Raw genomic sequence first — 19,494 nt, 5'->3', positions numbered from 1 at the left:
GGGGGATGGCGCCCTCCCGGCCTTCTTCCCTCTCTTCACCTCGCGTCCCCCGCTGTCTTCGCGGGCGAAGCAATCCAGGCGATGAAACAACGAAAATGGGAGCTCCTCTCCGCTTCTTCACCCCCGGGGCAACATTGTTGACTCAGTCCCGGCCGCGGGCTATGCTCGGAAATAGAACGCGCACCGAAGGAGGGACGCCATGAGAACGAAGCTCCTCCCTTTGATCCGGCCCCTTCCTTTGCGGACGCCGTACGCACCACCCCCCCCCAGCGTCCAGCCTGATGCACGGCCATTCCCGCCCGCGCGGCGGGGCGGGAATTCCCGCGCAATCGCAACCGCCGCGGCAAGTTGCGTGAAGCCGGCGCCCGAAAAGATGCGCGCGGCGGCGCGCTCGCCGGGATATGCGGATAGGCGGAAAATGTCCACAAAAATCTCTTGCATTCTGGGCGGTGGAGGAGTACCATACAGTAGAGGGATGTGGGACGCCCTGCGATCTGCCGCGGGTCGGGGTAGGGAACGCCCCGTGGTGCGCTCCGCGCCCGCGTTGACGGAGGACGCATGAAGACGGCCGTCCTCGCGCTCCTGCCGTTTCTTCTCTCCCCCTCACTCGCCTCGGCGCTGGTCGCGCCCGTTCCCATCGGGGAGATGCCCGCGAGGGCCGACTTCGTCTTCGTCGGGGAGGTCCTGGACAGGGCCTGCCGCTGGGACGACCGGGGCGTGATGCTCTTCACCGACTACGTCGTCGCGGTGAAGGAGCGCGTCCTCGGGGAGCCCGGCGACCCGGTCCTGATGAGCTTCGCGGGCGGGACGGCGGACGGCAAAACGATCCTCGTCAGCGACACGCCGCGGCTCGAGGTGGGGGAGACGTACCTGCTCTTCGGCCTCGCCAACGAGAGGTCGTCCGTTCCGACGGTCGGGCACGGGCAGGGCGTCTTCCGGATACTGCGCGACAGCTCCGCGGGCCGGGACTACGTCGTCGACTATTTCGGGCGCCTGGTCGAGCAGGCGGCCGACGGCCGCGTCGTCAGGGGGCGCCTCGTGGACCCCGCGGCGCGCGACCGGCTCGCATTCGTCGAGCCGGGGGCGCCGGAGGGCCCCTCCGCGCCTGACCCGGATGGATGCGACGCCGGGGGGAGGATCGTCCCCGGGCGGAAGCCCCCCGCGGCGGCCGAGAAAGCGCCCCGCGGCGGCCGGCCGATGGAGAAAGGCGCGTTCATCGACTACATCCTGGGGAGGGCGCCTCGATGAGGACCGCGGCCCCCCTCGCGGCGTTCTGTCTCGCCTGCGCCATCATCCCGCCCCGCCCCGCCCTCGCGCAGGGGGCCTGGGTGAACCGCGAGGGCTGCTACTGCGGCGTCCACCCCCGCACGCCCCTGCGGTTCGAGGTCGTCGGGAGCGGCACCGAGTCCGAGCGCTCCTGGGCCGCCGCCCAGCTTCTGTACTGGGGCCGCTACGCGGACATCTTCGACCCGTGCGTGGACTACGGCACGGGGGCGCCGGACAACGGGAAGAACGAGATGACGGTCGCCATCTCGCCGGAGGATATGCGCGACCGCTACGGGATCCGGTTCGGCGACGATGTCTACGCGATGACCATCCTGTTCCCGGAGTCCGGCTTCGGCGTCTTCGACGACTGCAGAGACTTCTCCCCTTCCGGGTGCGGAACCTTCACCGAGGTCGACATCGTCTTCAACGACGGGTTCTCCGGCGGGTGGTCCGCGGACCCGTTCGACTTCGGCAAAGCGTCCATCCAGGCGACCGCCGTCCACGAACTCGGGCACGCCTGGGGCGCGCACCACGTCTTCAACACCTCGCCCTACGAGCACAACGCCTTCTCCGTGATGAACTACATGTCCGACTACGGGATGATGAAGATCACCCGGATGGACGCCAACACCATCCGGGACGCCTATCCGGACCGGGAGCGGCCGGTGAGGGACATCGGGATCTACCCGCTGAAGTACCGGCAGGGGCAGTACGCCGAGAGCTACGCCTCGGCCCCCGCGACGGCCGCGGCGGGGAGCGCGATCAGCGTGGGCCCGTTCACCGTGCAGAACTGCGGCGTCACGGACGAGACGAAGATCTACGTGTATTTCTACCTCTCGAGGGACACCGTCGTCACGTCGGACGACCCCTGCCTGGGCGGGGTGTGCTGGGACGGCGGGAAGTACCTGAAGCGGAACGAGGAGTGGAGCGGCACCTGGCCCCTCTCGCCCATCCCGGCCAACGTCGTCGGCTCCGGCTCCTACTACATCGGGGCGATCGTCACGGTGTGGGGGGCCGAGGACGACGTGCCCGAGAACAACCGGATGCTGCTCGTCGACGTCAAGGAGGTTGACGGCGCCGAGTACCCCTCCGGCCTCAGGAAGATCGAGGTGACGAACTGGATGTCCGCGCCCGTCCCGACCCCGGCGGCGACCCCGGCCCCGCCGTCGTTCGGCGGCTGCTGCGTCGCCTGGTGCGGCGACAACTACCTCGAGTTGCGCACGAGCCCCGCGGTCATCGATTCCGGCGGGGACCTCGCCCTCGACTACTCGTGCAGCTTCGACGACGTGAACTATTACGGGGTCCCCGTGGACGTGTACCTCGCCCTCGTCTGGAACCCGGTGATCGCCGACTGCCCCTCGACCCTCGGCCAGGCCCTCTCCGGCGGCAGGGTCTACCTGTCCACGGAGGGGCTGCGCGACGTCTACGTATTCAAGACGAGGGTCTACGGCCCGACCTGGCGCCGCGTCGCGTTCCCGCCGCAGCCGGTCTCCGGGACGCTGAACCTGCGGCTCACCGCGCCGCCGGGCAGGTACTGCTGGGCGGCGGCGTTCGTGGATCCGCTGACCGGGAGGTTCATCCGCGCCGATCTCCCCGTGGAGAACTCGAACTCCTTCGTCGTCAGGTAGGGGCCGGAGCCCTCCCCGCGGATGTTGCACGCACCCTCCCGGCGCCCGGATAAATGGACGGGTATTCTCGCCTGTGGGGACAGCCGGGAATGCCCGTCCGGCTTTTCGCGCCGGAACCGGCCGCCTGCAACGTCTGCGTGTTGTTGCCGTCATGCGGCGCGTGTATTATACTGGGTCCCCGCAGCGCAGGACGCCACGGGGGACGTTATGACGAAGGAGAGGGAAATCCTCGAGGTCGATGTCCTGTTCGTCGGCGCCGGCCCCGCGTCGCTCGCGGGCGCCATCCGGCTGCTGCAGCTCCAGGGTGAGCACAACGCGAAGGCCGGGGCGGGGGAGAAGAGCGATCTGCTCGTCGCCGTGATCGAGAAGTCCGCGGGCCTCGGCGCCCACAACCTCTCCGGCGCCGTGCTCGATCCGCGCGCGATGGACGCCTTGATGCCGGGCTGGCGCCTGCAGGGCGCCCCGATCGAGGCGGAGGTGGTCTCGCACGAGGTGCGCTGGCTGTTCCGGCGTGGGAGCGTCGCGGCGCCGGTCACCCCGCCCCCGCTCGCCAACAAGGGGTACCCGGTCATCTCCCTCTCGCGCTTCACGCGCTGGATGGGAGAGAAGGCGGAGGCGCTCGGCGCGAACCTGTTCGACCATTTCCCCGCGGACGAGCTCCTCTGGGACGGGGAGCGCGTCGCGGGGGTGCGGTGCAAGGACCGCGGGCGCGACAAGACCGGCGCGGAGAAGGAACAGTTCGAGCCGGGCGCGGAGATACGCGCCCGCCTCACGGTGCTCGCCGAGGGGACGCGCGGCTCGCTGACGAAGGCGCTTGCCGCCAAGAAGCGGCTCCTCGAGGGGAAAAACCCGCAGGGCTACGCGCTGGGGATGAAGGAGGTATGGCGGGTGAGGCCCGAGCGCGCCCGGCCCGGCCACGTGAGCCACACAATCGGGTTCCCCCTCGGGCTGAAGACGTTCGGCGGCGGGTTCGTCTACCATATGCGGGACGCGCACGTCGCCCTCGGGCTCGTCGTTTCGCTCGACTACCGCGACCCGCTGCTCGACCCGTACGAGGCGATGCAGCGCTTCAAGACGCACCCGCTCCTCGCGCGGCTCCTCGAGGGGGGCGAGCGCGTCGCCTACGGCGCCAAGACCATCCCGGAGGGCGGCGCGTACGCCCTGCCGCGCCTCTCGACGGACGGCTGCCTCATCGTCGGCGACGCGGCGGGGTTCGTGAATGCCCAGCGCGTCAAGGGGATCCACCTCGCGATGGAGTCGGGGATGGCGGCGGCGGAGACGGCCTGGGAGGCGCTGCGAAACGACGACGTCTCCGCAGCGTCGCTCGGGGCGTACGACAGGCGGGTGCTGCGCGGGCGGGCGGGGAGGGAGATGCGGCTCGTCCGGAACTTCCATCAGGCGTTCCACCGCGGCCTCTTCCCCGGGATGCTCGCGGCGGGCCTCCAGTATCTCACCCGCGGCCGCGGGCTCCGGGATCCGCTGGGCGCCGAGGAGGACGCGCGGACACTGGAGACGGTCGCCGCGCGCGGCGGCGGGACGGGCGCCGCCCCGATGCGATGCGACGGGACGCTGACGTTCACCCGCGAGGAGAACCTCTACTTCTCCGGCACGGAGCACGAGGAGGACCAGCCGTGCCATCTCGAGGTGCCCGACCTTGCCATCTGCCACGGGCGCTGCGCCCGGGAGTACGACAACCCGTGCCAGCGGTTCTGCCCGGCCAAGGTGTACGAATTCGTCGGGGAGGGGGCGGAGCGCCGGCTCCAGGTGAACTTCTCGAACTGTTTGCACTGCAAGACCTGCGATATCAAGGACCCGTACGGCAACATCCGGTGGCGCTGCCCCGAGGCGGGCGGCGGCCCGAAATACCAACTGATGTGAGGGGGCGCGGCCGCGCCCGGCGGAGAGGCCTCGCGGCCCCCGCGCGTTGAGCGTCCATGACCAGGAAAGACCTGTACGAGACACTCGGTGTCGGGAAGTCGGCCACGGCCGCCGAGATCAAGCGGGCCTACCGCGCGCTCGCCAAGAAGTACCACCCCGACGCCAACCCCGGCAACAAGGCCGCCGAGGAGCGGTTCAAGGAGATATCCCAGGCGTACGATGTCCTCGCGGACCCTGCCAAGAGGAAGCAGTACGACCAGATGAAGGACGCGGCGTTCCGGTTCGACCCCGGGGGGGGTGGCGCGCGCGCCGGCGGAGGGGGGCACGGGTTCTCCTACCAGGACTTCGGGGGCTTCGGGGACCTCGGCGATCTGTTCAGTTCGTACTTCGACCGCGGGACGTACGCGCGGCGGGAGCGCTACGGGCCGCGCCGCGGCGAGGATCTCACCTTCGAGGTCGAGATCCCGTTCGAGGAGGCGATCCGGGGGGGGCGTCGCACCGTCACCATCCCGCGCCAGGAATCGTGCGGCGCGTGCGGAGGCGCCGGGGCGCGTCCCGGTTCCCCCGTGTCGCAGTGCCCCGACTGCGGCGGGGCGGGCACCGTCTCGATCTCGCAGGGGGGGTTCGCCTTCAGCCGCCCCTGCGCGCGCTGCTACGGCAGGGGGCAGCTCATCCGCGACCCGTGCCCCGCCTGCGGGGGGCAGGGCGTGGTGCGCCGCCACCGGCGCATCACCGTGAAGATCCCGCCGGGGGTGGACAACGGATCGAAGATACGCGTCGCCGGGCAGGGCGAGCCGGGGCCCGCGGGCGGGCCGCCCGGCGATCTGATCCTCGTCGTGCGTCTCGGGAGCCACCGCTTTTTCGGCCGGAAGGGCGAGCATATCTACTGCGAGGTCCCGGTCAACTTCGCCCAGGCGGCGCTCGGCTCGACGATCCGCGTCCGCACGACGGACGGCGCGGCGGTGGTGAAGGTCCCCGCGGGGGTGCAGACGGGCGCCTCGCTCCGCCTGAAGGGGCGCGGGATCGCGGCGGCCGGCGGGCGGCGGGGGGACATGTTCGTGCGCATCAAGGTCGCCACGCCGCGCAACCTCGCGCCGAAGGCGCGCAAAGCGCTCGAGGAGTTCGCGCGCGAGGCGGGATTGCGATACTGAGGCGCGGCTCCGTCGCGCCTGCCCTCGGGCGGGGAGGCGCCCGGGTGTCCGGTCTTGGCGGTTGAACGGCGGTAACCGTGTCTCTTGATCCGAAGGAGGCTGCAATGGCGAAGCGCGAACCGAAGGAGCAGAAGCAGGCCAAGCCCGCGCCGGTCACCTCGGCGATCATCAGGGCGGGCCTCTCGATCGCCCGGCAGACGTCCGCGAAGGCGCTCTTCGTCTTCGGGGACGTCCGGGTCAACCTGGCCTCCCTGCGCAAGGCCGAGCATCCGCACAAGGTCGTCCTCGTCTCGGCGTACCCGGAACTGGTGGCGCGCGGCCGGGAGATGTTCGGCAACGCGATCCAGCTCCCCTCGTCGAACCTGTCGCGCATCGGGCAGTTCACCGTCAGCATCATCATGGCGATCTCCGGCAAGATCATCAACCCCAGGGACAAGATCGTATTCCTGTCGGGCACGGCGGAGAGGGGCACCCTCGACGTGCTCGCGGTCATCGACGTGGAACAGGAGTTCTCCCTCCTCTCGTCGCCCGAAATGGCCCAGTTCACCGACGAGGTGGATCACACGGTCTTCGACCAGCTGATGCGCATCGCCATCGAGATCGCGAACGAGGGGCGCGAGGGGCACGCGGTGGGGACGATCTTCGTCCTCGGCGACACGCGCGAGGTGATGAAGCACGTCGAGCAGATGATCATCAACCCGTTCAAGGGGCACTCCGAGCAGAGCCGCCAGATACTCAACCCCGGCGTGCAGGAGACGATCAAGGAGCTCGCCCAGCTCGACGGGGCGTTCATCATCCGGTCCAACGGGGTTATCGAGACCGCCGGGGCGTACATCTCGGCGCAGATGGTGCCCACCGCCTTGCCGCAGGGGCTCGGCTCCCGGCACTACAGCGCGGCCGCCATCACCGCCGCGACGCGCGCTGTCGCCATCGCCATATCCCAGTCGACCGGAGACATCTACATCTTCAAGGGCGGCCAGGTCGTCACCTGCATCGAGAAGAATCCGGGGACATGACCGTGATCGCACAACGCGGCGTCGGACAATCCCCTCGTGCCGGAGGTCTCGGATGAAATCCGTAGCGCTCCTCTTCTCCCTCGTCGCGTCCGCGCTGCTCTGCGCCTGCCCCGCCGCGCGCGCGCAGAGCGAAACGCCCATGGAAACCCCGACCCCGACCGAGACCCCCATGCCCACCGAGACGCCGACCCCGACTAACACTCCCACGCCGACGGAGACGCCCACCGAGACGCCGACCCCGACTATCACCCCCACGCCGACCAGAACCCCGACGCCGCTCCCGTGGCCGATGTTCCGCCGCGACGCGCGCCACACCGGCACGAGCCCGTACAAGGGGCCGCTGATCCCCCGGTTCCAGTGGTCCTACGCCACCGGCGGGGCGGTCGATTCGTCCCCGGCGGTGGGCTCCGACGGGACCGTCTACGTCGGCTCGGAGGACGCGAATCTCTACGCGGTCGGCTCCAGGGGCTCGCTGCAGTGGAGTTTCGCGACGGGCGGGGAACTATCCTCCTCCCCGGCGATCACGGGCACCGGCACGGTGTACATCGGTTCGTGGGACAACGCCCTGTACGCCGTCGACCGTGCGGCGGGCGCGGCGCAATGGTCCTATCTGACGGGGGACCGTGTGCATTCCTCGCCCGCCCTCGGGACAGACGGGGCCCTGTATTTCGGCTCGTACGATGCCCGGCTGTATGCGCTCGATTCCGGCGGCTCCCTCCGCTGGACGTACGCGACCGGGAGCGGGATCCATTCCTCTCCCGCAGTCGGCGGCGCCGGGCGGATCGCGTTCGGTTCCCGGGACAATCGCGTGTACCTCCTGAACTCGAACGGGACGCTCCTGTGGAGCTACGCAACCGGCGGCGCCGTCAATTCGTCGCCGGCGCTCGGCACCGACGGGAGCGTGTTCGTCGGCTCGGACGACCTTTACCTCTATCGGCTGCGTTCCGACGGCGCCTTCGGCTGGTCGTTCCGCACCCTGGGGAATGTGCGCACCTCCCCCGCGATCGGCTCCGGCGGGGGCGTCTGCTTCGCCGCGTTCAAGACCGTCTATCTCCTCGATTCCGACGGCACCCTCAGGGGGTCGTTCGAGACGGCCGGCGAGATCCTCTCCTCACCCGCCCTCGACGCGCTCGGGAGGGTGTACCTCGGATCGGGGGACGGCAGCTTCTACATCCTCGATTCCACCGGCGCCCTTCTCTGGAGTTATGTCGCGGCCGGCGCGATCGAGTCGTCCCCGGGCCTCTCCTCCGACGGCAGGGCGCATTTCGGCTCCGGCGACAACAACGTCTACGCCGTCAACTCCGCCTTGACGCCCACCCCGACGCCGACCCCCACCTCGACGCCATTCGTCAACTACGTCGAGCTCGAGGTGCTCCCCAACCAGGGGAAGACCATCTACCGCCCCGGCGACAAGGTCGCCCTCCTGTGGGAGGTGTTCCTCGACGAGTACGGCTACCGCGGCGTCCCCGTGGATATCTACGTCGCCGCGCGGGCGAACCCCCCGTGCGTCCCGGCTTCCACCCCGCCGGCGGGCGGTTCGACCTCGTGCGCGGTGACGGTCGAGGAGATCGCCTCGAGCACCGGCTGGCTCTACATCTTCGACGACACGTTCAAGCCGGTGCGCTACGAGGAGGGGGTGCCGCCCCCCAAGACATTCGAGAACGTGGAGTTCCCGGTGGGGATCAACGGGGATATCGTCCTCGGCTCGCTCGTCTTCACGGTGCCAGAGATAGGCGACACGCTGGAGTGGTGCTTCGCGGCGGCGTTCCTGAACACGCGCACCTACGACTGGATCGTCCCGTCGAAACCGGTGATCGTGTCCGGCGGCTTCACCCTCATGCCGTAGACGTTGTATCTAACTTTTTCGCGCGCAATCGAATGCGGCGTTAAACGTCCCTGTCCTCGCGCCGCGCGGGGGAGGGGGGGCCGCATCGTGACGGATAGCGCGCCGACGCGGCGCCGGACGGCGGGGCGGGGGGAGAACCGCCGCTGAACCCCCTGCGCGGGAACGAATGCGCGCACCGCCTGCGGTCAGCGCACGGTGACGTACGCCCAGTCGAGATCCAGGGCTTTCCGCGTGTCCGGCGGCGCGCCCGCGGGCATCAGGCCGAGGCACATCGAGTAGGTCCCCGGGGTGAGGCCGGTGCAGGCGGTGTGCCGGAACTGATTGCAGAAGCAGTCCGCGTTCGCGTACCCCCGGGCGGCCGGGCGGATGCCGTCCACCAGTTCCCCGTTGGGCGTCAGCGACCAAAACCTCCCGCCGGGGCCGAGGATGACGCAGTAGATGTCGACGGGAGGGGGAGGGATCACCGGGATACAGACCGACACGACGAACGAATCCCCGGGGGACAGCGTCTCGGGGCTCACCTCGAGCGCGACCTCCCTGCACGAGCAGACCTCCGGGGTCGGCGTGGGCGTGGAGGTGGGGGCTGCCTGGGCCAGGTCGCACAGCCCCCGGTCCCAGTACGTCGAACCGTCGTGGGCGATGTAGAGGCCCACGGTATCGCCGTGTATCGCCGGGAAGTAGACCCGCTTCGTTTGGCCCCCGTCGTACGTTACCGTGACGTAGTCGCCCGCCTGGACGGCGATCCCCTCCTGGTCCAGCCCCACCAGCACCCCCGCTGGCTGCGGCGCGTAGGAGGCCTTGTCCGTGAAGATGTTGCTGTTGTCGTACACGTACCCGAGCGGCTTCCCGTAGACGTCGTCCGCCAGGCCGAAGTAGAAGCTCCACCCCGAGCTGACCTGCGCGCGCGTCGCGGCGATCCGCAACGCCGTGATGTCGCCGATCTCCAGCGGCGTGTTACACGGCGTCGGGGTCCGCGTCGGCGTCTCCGTGGGCGTGCCGGTCGGGGTGGGGGTCGGAACCCCTTGCGCCAGGTCGCACAGTCCCAGGTCCCAGTACGTCGAACCGTCGTGGGCGATGTAGAGGGTTACGTCCGCGCCGTATATCGCCGGGAAGTAGATCCTTTTCGTCAATCCGCCGTCATAGGTCACCGTGACATAGTCGCCCGCCTGGATGGCGATGTCCTCGGAGTCGCGGCCCACCCACACCCCGGCGGGTTGGGGCGTGTAGGCGGCCCCGTCCGTGAAGATGTTGCTGTTGTCGCCCACGTACCCGAGCGGGTTATAGTAGACGTCGTCCGCCAGGCCGAAGTAGAAAAACCATCCCCCGTCGATGCTCGAACGCGTCGAAGCGATGTGCAGGTCAGTGATGTCGCCGATCTCCAGCGGCGTGTTGCACGGCGCCGGGGTTTGCGTCGGCGTCGGCGTGCCGGTGGGCGTGACGGTCGGCGTGGGCGTCCCCGCGCACACCTCGAGCGACGCGAGCCGGGGCGACTTGGGGCAGCCGTGCACCGTCGCCGGATGCAGGAACGCGCGGAAGAAGAGCGTCCCGGGGGAGGGGAACGACCCGATATGCGCGTTCACCGTCGAGGCCGTGTTGCTCTCGGCGGGGTCCGTCGTGGCAGCCCATCCGCTCCCGTCCCACCAGCGCCAGGTCGAGCCGTCGGCGGAGAGCCAGTAGGTGACCGTGCCGTGGCTGTCGTCCGCGGCGGTCTCCACGAACTGCGCGAGCGGCCCGCCGTACACGTAGCCGGCCGCATTCTGTACGTACCCGTCGTCGTGGTAGGCGGAGCGCGACGCGTAGACCTCGCCGAAGCGACGGTAGCCGAGGTAGAGGCAGGAGTTGCACGCGACCTCGATGCAGTAGAAGTCGCCGGCGGCGTCTTTGCCGAACAGCGGCCGCGGCGACATCGCCCAGTCCCACGTCGTGCCGCCGTCTTCCGAGCGGACGACGAGGGCCTGGCTGCTCGTGGCGGCGTAGAGGTGCCCGGTGACGGCGTCCTCGTCGATCTCGTGGCAGTAGAGCACGTTGTTCTGGCTGTAGGTGTCGGTGCCCGGGGGGACCCCGAGGCCCGGCAGGTTCCCCAGCGCCTCCCACACCTTATCGACCGGGTTGTACGCGAAGACGATGCCGTCCGGGCGCGGGTCGATGATCCAGGAGCGGTACGGGTCGCCGCTCGATGAGGCGGCGTAGATCGTGCCGCCGCGGTCCTGCCAGATGTGGTCCACCCAGGTCGGGAACGACTGCATCGTGGGCACCGGGTCCGCGGCAAACGAGCCGTTGAGGTGGTGGTGCTGGACCCACGCGGCCCCGTCCCAGTAGCCCCAGTAGTAGGGCTCGGTCACGGGCGGAGGGTCCCACGGGCCGCTGTCCTGCCAGGTGAGGCCGTTGTCCGAGGAGAGGTAGATGTGGGCGAAGTTCCGCACGGCGACGCCGCCGGACCAGATGCTCGGGGCGCCGCTGTTAATCGACACAAACAGCGTCCCGTCGTCCGCCCGGAACAGGGACTGCGTCCTGTCCGGCCTGTACGGATTGGGATAGGAGGTGTACGGATTTCCTCCGCAGCCCTCGCCGTAGTTGTCCCAGAGATAGTCGCAGGCGGGCAGCACGGGGGGAGGGTAGGGGGGGTACGTGGCGGGCGCGCCGCCCCACGGGATGGATGGGGTTTCGAAGACGGCGGTCCACGTTCCGGGGGCGCCGACCGGCTCGGCGCAGCGCCACACGGTGCCGCCGCCCTGCGTGGAGGCGAGGAGTGCCCCGTCGGCGGCCTCGACGACGCTCGTGCATCCGGTCCCGGGGAGGGCGTGAACGAGCGTCCACGTCGCCCCGTCGTCGACGCTCTTCCAGACGCCCGAGTTGTCGGTCGTGAACGAGTAGTCGTACCCCCCCGCGTAGATGGTGCCGTCCGCGGCCTGCCAGAATCGGCCGATTCTCATGCAGCGCCGGACGCCCGGCACCTCGAGGTCCGCACAGCTCCAGGTGAGGCCGCCGTCGCAGGACTTGCAGATGACCCCGCACTCGGGGCCGCCCGCGATGGGCCTGGAGGAGGAGGCGTAGAGGCACCCGTCGGCGAGCACCTCGAGATCGCGCACCTGGGAGATGTCTGCGCCGTAGGGAAGAGATACATCCTCCCACTCCTCCCCGATCTCTCGGCTTTTCTGCAGGGACGCGGCCCCGTCCCCGATGAGGACGTGGTTCCCCGTGAACCCCGCCGGGTCGTCGAACTCCCAGGTCTGGCACTCCTGCCCCGGCGTTTGGGCGGCGGACAGGAGCAGTGCAGCCGCGACGAGGAAGACGGCGGGGATGAACCGCGTCTGTCGCATGAGACACCTCCGGCGCACACATGCCAACGCAACAAGTATAGGCCTGTGGGGCGCTCGATTCAAGCAGGGTGTAGTCCCTGCGTGTTGTAGTCTGTATGTTGACAGTCTGTAAGGTAGCTGTAATATGTAAGGTAGTTGTAATTGACAAAAGAATATGGAATCCATATACTAATTTCGCTGGTGCGCGCTACTACGAGGCGGAGAGATGCACAAAGCCCTCTTACCCGCGCTGCTGTTCCTAATGCTCGCGCTCGCCTTTGCCGCCGCGCCGGCCCTTCTGCCGGCCCAGCCGTTGTGGACGGATTTCACCTACACCGACTGGAACCCCGGCGTCGCCCCCGCCATCGGCGTCATCGACGAACGGCACTACGAGAGCCGGACGGCGTGGGACGGGACGCAGTTCGTGAGCATACACGAGTACACCGAACCGTCGGGGGCCAAAGGCTCCTATTGGATAGCCTACTCCGCCGACGGCCAGACGTGGGGCACCCCCACGCCGCTCCCGGCTATGGCCGAATGGACCGTCGGCCACCACGCCGTCGCCTGCGATCCGAACTGCTTCCCCGCTGGCGACACGATGAACGGCGACACGGATATCAAATTCAAGATGTGGTACAACCGTTACTCAAACCACGCCTATTTCCGATATGCCGAATCGCCCGACGGCATCGCCTGGAGCGGGACCGGGACCTTCGACGGGGTCTATTGCCCGCCGTACTGCAAGGTTTCCGACCTCCCCATAACCACCAAATTCATGACGAAACCCGACGTCCTCTACCGCCCCGAGGGTTCGCTCACGCTCGACACCGACAACCCGATGAACAATCGGTACATATGTTTTCTGAACTCGAACACCGTCTCGGGGAACCCGGGTTTCTTCGAGATGTACATCTCGCACAACGGTCTCGAGTGGACGCTGTACGCATGGGACCAGCAGAGCCAGGACCGCTGGGACGGCCAGCCGACGCCGGTCCCCACCGCCGAGGTGCGCGACATCATCACGTTCGCCGGGGGATCAACACCTTCTTCCAGCCTGCACGTGAGCGCGCTAGAGGAGGTTTACCAAGACGGGGAATTGCAGGGGTACATGCTGTGGGTCGAGAACGGTTATACGCAGATATACTCCTACTACTCCACGGACGGCGTCGACTGGACGAAGCGCGAGGAGCCGATCAACGGCATCGGCGGAATCCATTCGGACGGGTACTACGACTACTGGAATTCGGAGCGCAACTACGGCCTCGACGCCGTGCGCCTCGGCGAGAGCTACTTCTTCCTTCGCTCGGGGAGGAGCACGGCCTACGATATCTACACGCTCGGGGCGGCGGTCCGGAAGGGAAGGATGTCGGCCGAGGTGGAGACGCCCGAGAGCCCTGCGTCCGGGACCGTCCTCGTGTCGTACCGCCTCTTCAACTGGACGGAGGAGGTCGCGCCGTCGGCGTTGTTCACCTACAGCACTGATGGGATCGTCTACCAAGCCGCCACGATGGGCGCAGGGGGCGACGGGGACACCGACCTCTCCGCGGGCATCGGCGGCGCGGCGCACGTCTACGCGTGGAACGCCGCGGCGGACCTCCCCGCGGGGGCGACGGGCGTGACTTTCCGGGTACAGCCGGTTCCCGACTCCGAAGACGGCTCGTACGGAACCTCCGGCGCTTTCGATGTGACAGCGGGCGCGCCGATCCGCCTGAACTATCAGCCGCCCGAGTACCCGGCGCCGCCGTGGTTCCCCCATGTGGATACCGGCGGCGCGTACGGCGACCACGGGTGGGCCTCGTGGGGTTGGCGGTGATCACCCCTGCGGCTTCGGCGGACCGATGCAGGCGCCGGGATATCGCGGCTGTCGGATCCGCGGGCGCCCGCCGGAATGGGAATGCGGGCGGCGTCAGAAAAAGGGGGCTCGGATGAAGACATATTCAGCGGTGACATATCTTTTTGCGGCGCTCGCGCTCGGCTCCGCCGCGGCGCCCGCTCGTTTGCCGGCCCAGCCGTTATGGACGGATTTCACCTACACCGACTGGAGTCCTGAGGTGCCCCCCGCGATCGGCGTCAGCGGCGAACGGCACTACGAGAGCCGGACGGCGTGGGACGGGACGCAGTTCGTGAGCATACACGAGTACACCAACCCTAATCCTTCTGCTCCCACCCCTACTCCTGCAACGTATTGGATATCCCATTCCGCCGACGGCCGGACGTGGGGCACGCCCACGCCGCTCGCGAGCCTCGCTCCGGAATGGGGCGTTGGCCACCACGCCGTCGCCTGCGATCCGAACTGCTTCCCCGCCGGCGACACGATGAACGGCGACACGGATATCAGGTTCAAGATGTGGTACAACCGGTACTCGAACCACGCCTATTTCCGATACGCCGAGTCGCCCGACGGCGTCACCTGGACCGGGACCGAGACCTTCGACGGGGTCTATTGCCCGCCGTACTACAAGGTTTCCGACCTCCCTCTGACCACCAAGTTTATGACGAAGCCCGATGTCCTCTATCGCCCCGAGGGTTCGCCCACGCTCGACACCGACAACCCGATGAACAACCGGTACATATGCTACTTGAACTCGAATAGCACCTCATCGGGGAACCCGGGTTACTTCGAGATGTACATCTCGCACAACGGCCTCGACTGGAAGCTGTACGCGTGGGATCAGCAGCGTCAAAGCCACTGGGACGGCCAGCCGGCGCCTGTCCCCACCGCCGAGGTGCGCGACATCATCACGTTCGCCGGGGGATCAACACCTTCTTCCAGCCTGCACGTAAGCGCGCTGGAGGAGGTTTACCGGGACGGGGAATTGCAGGGGTATATGCTGTGGGTCGAGAACAGTTATACGCAGATATACTCCTACTACTCGACGAACGGTGTCGACTGGACGATGCGCGAGGAGCCGATCAACGGCATCGGCGAAATCCATTCGGGCGGGTCCTACTGGAATTCGGAGCGCAACTACGGCCTCGACGCCGTGCGCCTCGGCGAGAGCTACTTCTTCCTTCGCTCGGGCATGGAGGGATTGTCGAAGCTCTACACGCTCGGCGCGGCGGTGCGGAAGGGGAATATGTCGGCGGAGGTGGATACGCCCGAGAGTTCGCCGGACAGGAACATCCTCATCGACTACCGGCTCTTCCACTGGGAGCCGGCGACCGCGTCCTCGGCTCTCTTCACCTACAGCACGGACGGGAGCACCTTCGTCCCGGCCACAATGGGAGCGGGGGGGGACGGGGAGACGGACCTCTCCGCGGGCATCGGTGGTGCGCCGCACAGCTACGTGTGGGACTCCGCGACGGACCTGCCCGGGGGGGCGCCCGTCGTCTACTTCCGCGTGCAGCCGCAGCCGACCCCGTCGGGAACGCCCGGGTCGTACGACACGACCGACCCGTTTGCCCTCCCGCTGGATACGCCGACTCCGACTCCCACGCCCGATTGGACCGCCACGTCCACGCCCACGCGCACCCCGACGCCCACGGTGACCCGGACACCCACGCGCACGCCGACCCGGACGCCCACGCGGACGCCGACGCCGCGGTCGAACTACGTCATGCTCCGCCTGTCGCCCGCGGGCGTCAAGCCCGGCGCGACGCTCTCGCTCGGCTGGGCGTGCGACTTCACGAGATGGAACTACCGCTCCCGGCCCGTCGACGTCTACCTGGCCGCCATAAGGAACCCGCGCGTAATCGACGGCCCGTCCTCCATCGACGATGCGCTCGCGGGCGGAGAGCTGTTCATCTTCGAGAACGGGATGGCGGGCGCGTACCGGTACGAGGGGTCGGTGAAGGGCCCGACGTGGCGCGCGGTGGCGTTCCCGCCGGTGGATCTGTCCGGGACGCTCGCGTTCGTCACGCCGACGGACCCGTACTTCAGGGGGAACTGGGTCTTCGCCACCGCGTTCCTCTACAGCGACGGGTCGGGATGGGTGCGTGCCGACCTGCCGGTAGAGAACTCCAATAGGACGACGCTGTCGCCGTGAACGGCCGCCTCGCCGCGGGAGCGGCGCGGCGGGAGGGGATTGCGTTCCGACTAGTCCCCCGTGATGGGTGAGGGGACAGGGGGCGGTGCTGTCCCCTCGTGTCGAGGTGTGACACTGCGACGATAGTGACGCCGCTTCCAGTCCCGTGCGGGGCGGCGTGCCTCAGACCGCCGCGTCGAGCAGCTGCATATCCCCAGCTTCCTGTCCCTCCACGGCATAGCGCCGGCAGGCCGTGAGAATGGGCACCCTGTGCGAATCGGCTACCCCGCCCCCGCTGCCAGGTCGATCGAAACGCCTGTCAGAACGCCTGCAGGCGTTCCGTTCCTCTCCAGCACCGTCGGATCGCCGAACGGGTGCATCTGAATCTCCCCGGCGGCCGGAGTTGCCACGATCCTCCTGACGAATACGCGGGCAAACCGGCGCTTCTCGTCCGCCGTCCCGCGGGCACATGCCCTTGTGAAGTCCCTTCGGCGCCCCTCCGCCATCGCCGGGTCGCCCCGCATTGCCGTCGGTAGCGCCGGGATGCCGGATCGAACCGCCCCGTCACCTCTTCTCGATCGACCGTTCTCCATCCATCAGACGGGGCGGACAAGGTCGGTGAACTGCGGTATGGGCGCACGAGAGGACCTTCAAGAATAGGGTCTGGCGGGGGACGATCGCTTGAAACTCACTTCCTCCATGCGTCATATTCAGCGAAAACTCTCGAATCGCGCAGAACGACAAGTGTAACTATCTTATCATGCATTTACCGGCGGGACATGCGCCCGAGATGCAATCCGTAATAGCATAATCGTCTTGATTCCGGGATCGCGTTATGTGTGGCGATGAAGATGCATCCAAGCCCGTGAATATCAGTACACATCGGCGGAGGGTGTATGCCGGCCAATGATATTGCCCCTCTAAAAATCCCCCCTTGCGGGTGATTGTATTTTCTGAAGCGTGGTGATAGCTTGAAAAACGACTGATGGTGTAATGCCCCAAAGGGCTTCTAAGAACTATGAGTCTGACGATTCACATTGTCACCGAGTCGCATCACAGATCGATGCCGCCATTGCCATCAATTCTCGTTCGTCGCGCATTGAGCCACCCGAGCGTTGCTCCGATACCTGCCGGATGAAGACGTTTCGCGATCGGGATATGAAGCGGGTTGGAGTTGCGCAGCCGCCGTCCTCACGCCGCGCTGGTTCACCCGCGGCCTATCAGATCATTCCGATATGTTACACCCCCTTGTCTCCCTCCCGTTGTCGCTTCAGTGCGTCGTCTTTTCGCAAGGGGCGGGAGACGCGTGCTCTTTGAGATGGCAACGGACAGCGTTCTATGAAAGGGCGGCCGGCACGATGAAGACCGGATCACGGCGGGAAACGCGGAGCTATTTCGCGCAGTGTATCGGCGGCATCGACGCCGACGCGTACGCCGACGCGGACGCCGACGGCGACGCCGGTGCCGCAGGCGGAGGTGGTGCTGAACGGGACGGAGTTCACGGCGGGGCAGCGGTTCACGGCGGCGTTCAGATTGAACCGGTCGGTGGAGCGGTTGTTCACGGCGTACGCGGTGGTGGTGCTGCCGGAAAAGTCGATGTTGAACTGCCTGACGCTGGGGCCGGAGATCGTGCCGGTGGCGTCGAACGTGCCGCGGCTGGACCCGATGGCGTACCCGCTGATGGACCTGGAGGTGCCGGCGGGGATTCCGGGGAGCTACGAGGTGATGGCGGGGTTCTTCGATCCGTCGCAGCCGATCACGAAGCCGGAGGACGCGTTCCTCCTGGCGCGGAGCCCGTTCACGGTGCGGTAGGGAGCGCGCCGCACACACGTAAACCGATGGAGGTGCTGGCATGAAACGCGTGCTCGTCTTGTCGGTCATCATTGCGCTCGCCGCCGGGTCCTCGCTCGCGCAACCCTCCTCCTCCCCATGGCCGATGTTCCGGCACGACGCGCGGCACACCGGCAGGAGCACGTGCGAGGGACCGTCGGCATGCCTGCTCAAGTGGAGCTACACGACCGGTGTCATCACTGCTTCTGCCGCCGTCGGCACCAACAACAGCGTATACATCGGGACCGACGACTGCGTCTTCTCCTTCACGCACACGGGGGCTCTGCAATGGACGTATAACGTCGATTTGCTCAACAACACGGCCTCGCCTGCGGTGGATGAGAACAACGGCATACGATTCGGCGCCGCCGACAATTGTCTCTACGCCTTCGATTCCGCCCACGTGCTTTCCTGGAGTTATGAGACAGGTGAAGAACTGGTCGGCGCGCCCACGATGGGAAGCGACGGGCGCATCTGCATCGGTTCGATGGATAACCGGCTTTACCAGATGACCTCCTCGGGGGTGCTCACCTGGTCGTATCAGAGCGGCAATGACATTTACGGGTCCCCCGCCATCGACACCGCCGACGCCGTGTATTTCGGATCCGCCGACAGCAGGATCTACGCACTCTCGAGCGACGGAACGCTGACGTGGTCCTATGATACTGGCGTCATCGCGCAAAGCTCTCCCGCCGTCACCGTTAACGGAAGGGTTTTCGTGGGAACCCTCGTCAATGTCCTCTACGCAGTCGATTCCGACGGAAGCCTCGCGTGGAGCTATCGGACGGGAAAGGCGATCTACTCCTCCCCCGCGCTGACGACGGGCGGCGACGTATGCATCGGCTCCGACGATAATCGGCTGTATGCGTTGAAAATCATCGCGGGGACATTGAAGTGGAGTTATCAGACCGGCGGGACGTTGAGGATCACGTCGCCCGCGATCGGGAGCAGCGGCAATGTGTACATCGGCTCGTCCGACAACTCGATATACGCCGTCGACTCCGGCGGGGCCCTGCTGTGGACGTTCCTGACCGGCGCTGGGGTGGAATCCTCGCCGATCATCGGAAGCGACGGCCTTGTGTACGTCGGTTCGATGGACAACAACTTCTACTGTATCGGCCAGGCGCCGACGCCCACGCCCACGGAGGCGCCGGTCGTCCCGACGGCGACGCCGACGCCGACGCGTACGCCGACGCGGACGCCGACGGCGACTCCGGTGCCGCAGGCGGAGGTGGTGCTGAACGGGACGGAGTTCTCCGCGGGGCAGCGGTTCAAGGCGGAGTTCAGATTGAACCGGTCGGTGGAACGGTTGTTCACGGCGTACGCGGTGGTGGTGCTGCCGGACAAGTCGATGCTGAACTGCCTGACGCTGGGGCCGGAGATCGTGCCGGTGGCGTCGAACGTGCCGCGGCTGGACCCGATGACGTATCCGCTGATGGACCTGGAGGTGCCGGCGGGGATTCCGGGGAGCTACGAGGTGATGGCGGGGTTCTTCGACCCGTCGCAGCCGATCACGAAGCCGGAGGACGCGTTCCTCCTGGCGCGGAGCCCGTTCACGGTGCGGTAGGGAGCGCGCCGCACACACGTAAACCGATGGAGGTGCTGGCATGAAACG

General features: G+C 67.5%; 10 protein-coding genes and 1 pseudogene. 10 read left to right on the top strand and 1 reads right to left on the bottom strand.

What is annotated here, in order from left to right:
- Positions 1-558 precede the first annotated feature (558 nt).
- The 6 genes from GXY35_09735 to GXY35_09710 all read left to right on the top strand — a co-directional run bounded on the left by GXY35_09735 (position 559) and on the right by GXY35_09710 (position 8,785).
- Positions 559-1,248: a hypothetical protein gene (locus GXY35_09735; GenBank protein NLW94856.1), complete on the top strand. Its 690-nt coding sequence runs from the start codon at positions 559-561 to the stop codon at positions 1,246-1,248.
- Positions 1,245-2,894 carry a hypothetical protein gene (locus GXY35_09730; GenBank protein ID NLW94855.1) on the top strand — a complete coding sequence of 550 codons (1,650 nt, stop codon included), beginning with the start codon at positions 1,245-1,247 and terminating at the stop codon, positions 2,892-2,894. The genes GXY35_09735 and GXY35_09730 overlap by 4 nt, the downstream gene beginning before the upstream one ends.
- Positions 2,895-3,101: 207 nt before the next feature.
- Complete coding sequence (locus tag GXY35_09725; GenBank protein ID NLW94854.1) at positions 3,102-4,772, top strand: electron transfer flavoprotein-ubiquinone oxidoreductase; 1,671 nt, start codon at positions 3,102-3,104, stop codon at positions 4,770-4,772.
- Between the two features lie 56 nt (positions 4,773-4,828).
- Entirely contained in the window at positions 4,829-5,923 is a 1,095-nt protein-coding gene (dnaJ, locus tag GXY35_09720; protein ID NLW94853.1) for a molecular chaperone DnaJ, read from the top strand.
- A 104-nt stretch (positions 5,924-6,027) separates the two neighbouring features.
- Positions 6,028-6,939: a hypothetical protein gene (locus tag GXY35_09715; GenBank protein NLW94852.1), complete on the top strand. Its 912-nt coding sequence runs from the start codon at positions 6,028-6,030 to the stop codon at positions 6,937-6,939.
- Positions 6,940-6,991: 52 nt separating this feature from the next.
- A complete protein-coding gene (locus tag GXY35_09710; protein NLW94851.1) occupies positions 6,992-8,785 on the top strand; it encodes a PQQ-like beta-propeller repeat protein in 1,794 nt (597 codons plus the stop codon).
- Positions 8,786-8,970: 185 nt separating this feature from the next.
- Here GXY35_09710 and GXY35_09705 read toward each other — a convergent pair whose 3' ends face one another.
- Positions 8,971-12,105, bottom strand: coding sequence for an exo-alpha-sialidase (locus GXY35_09705; protein ID NLW94850.1), 3,135 nt, complete (start codon positions 12,103-12,105; stop codon positions 8,971-8,973).
- 205 nt (positions 12,106-12,310) lie between these two features.
- Here GXY35_09705 and GXY35_09700 point away from each other — a divergent pair, with 205 nt between their 5' ends.
- The 4 genes and pseudogenes from GXY35_09700 to GXY35_09685 all read left to right on the top strand — a co-directional run bounded on the left by GXY35_09700 (position 12,311) and on the right by GXY35_09685 (position 19,446).
- On the top strand, positions 12,311-13,897 hold the full coding sequence (locus tag GXY35_09700) for a hypothetical protein (GenBank protein ID NLW94849.1): 1,587 nt from the start codon (positions 12,311-12,313) through the stop codon (positions 13,895-13,897).
- Between the two features lie 1,603 nt (positions 13,898-15,500).
- Positions 15,501-15,623: pseudogene (locus tag GXY35_09695) on the top strand (laminin G).
- A gap of 1,887 nt (positions 15,624-17,510) precedes the next feature.
- Entirely contained in the window at positions 17,511-17,861 is a 351-nt protein-coding gene (locus tag GXY35_09690; GenBank protein NLW94848.1) for a hypothetical protein, read from the top strand.
- A gap of 124 nt (positions 17,862-17,985) precedes the next feature.
- Positions 17,986-19,446, top strand: coding sequence for a PQQ-like beta-propeller repeat protein (locus GXY35_09685; protein NLW94847.1), 1,461 nt, complete (start codon positions 17,986-17,988; stop codon positions 19,444-19,446).
- The last annotated feature ends 48 nt before the right edge of the window (positions 19,447-19,494 follow it).

Source organism: Chlamydiota bacterium (assembly GCA_012729785.1).
In the GTDB taxonomy this organism is placed as follows: Bacteria; Auribacterota; Tritonobacteria; order UBA1439; family UBA1439; genus UBA1439.
This window is presented reverse-complemented; position numbering and strand designations above follow the sequence as displayed.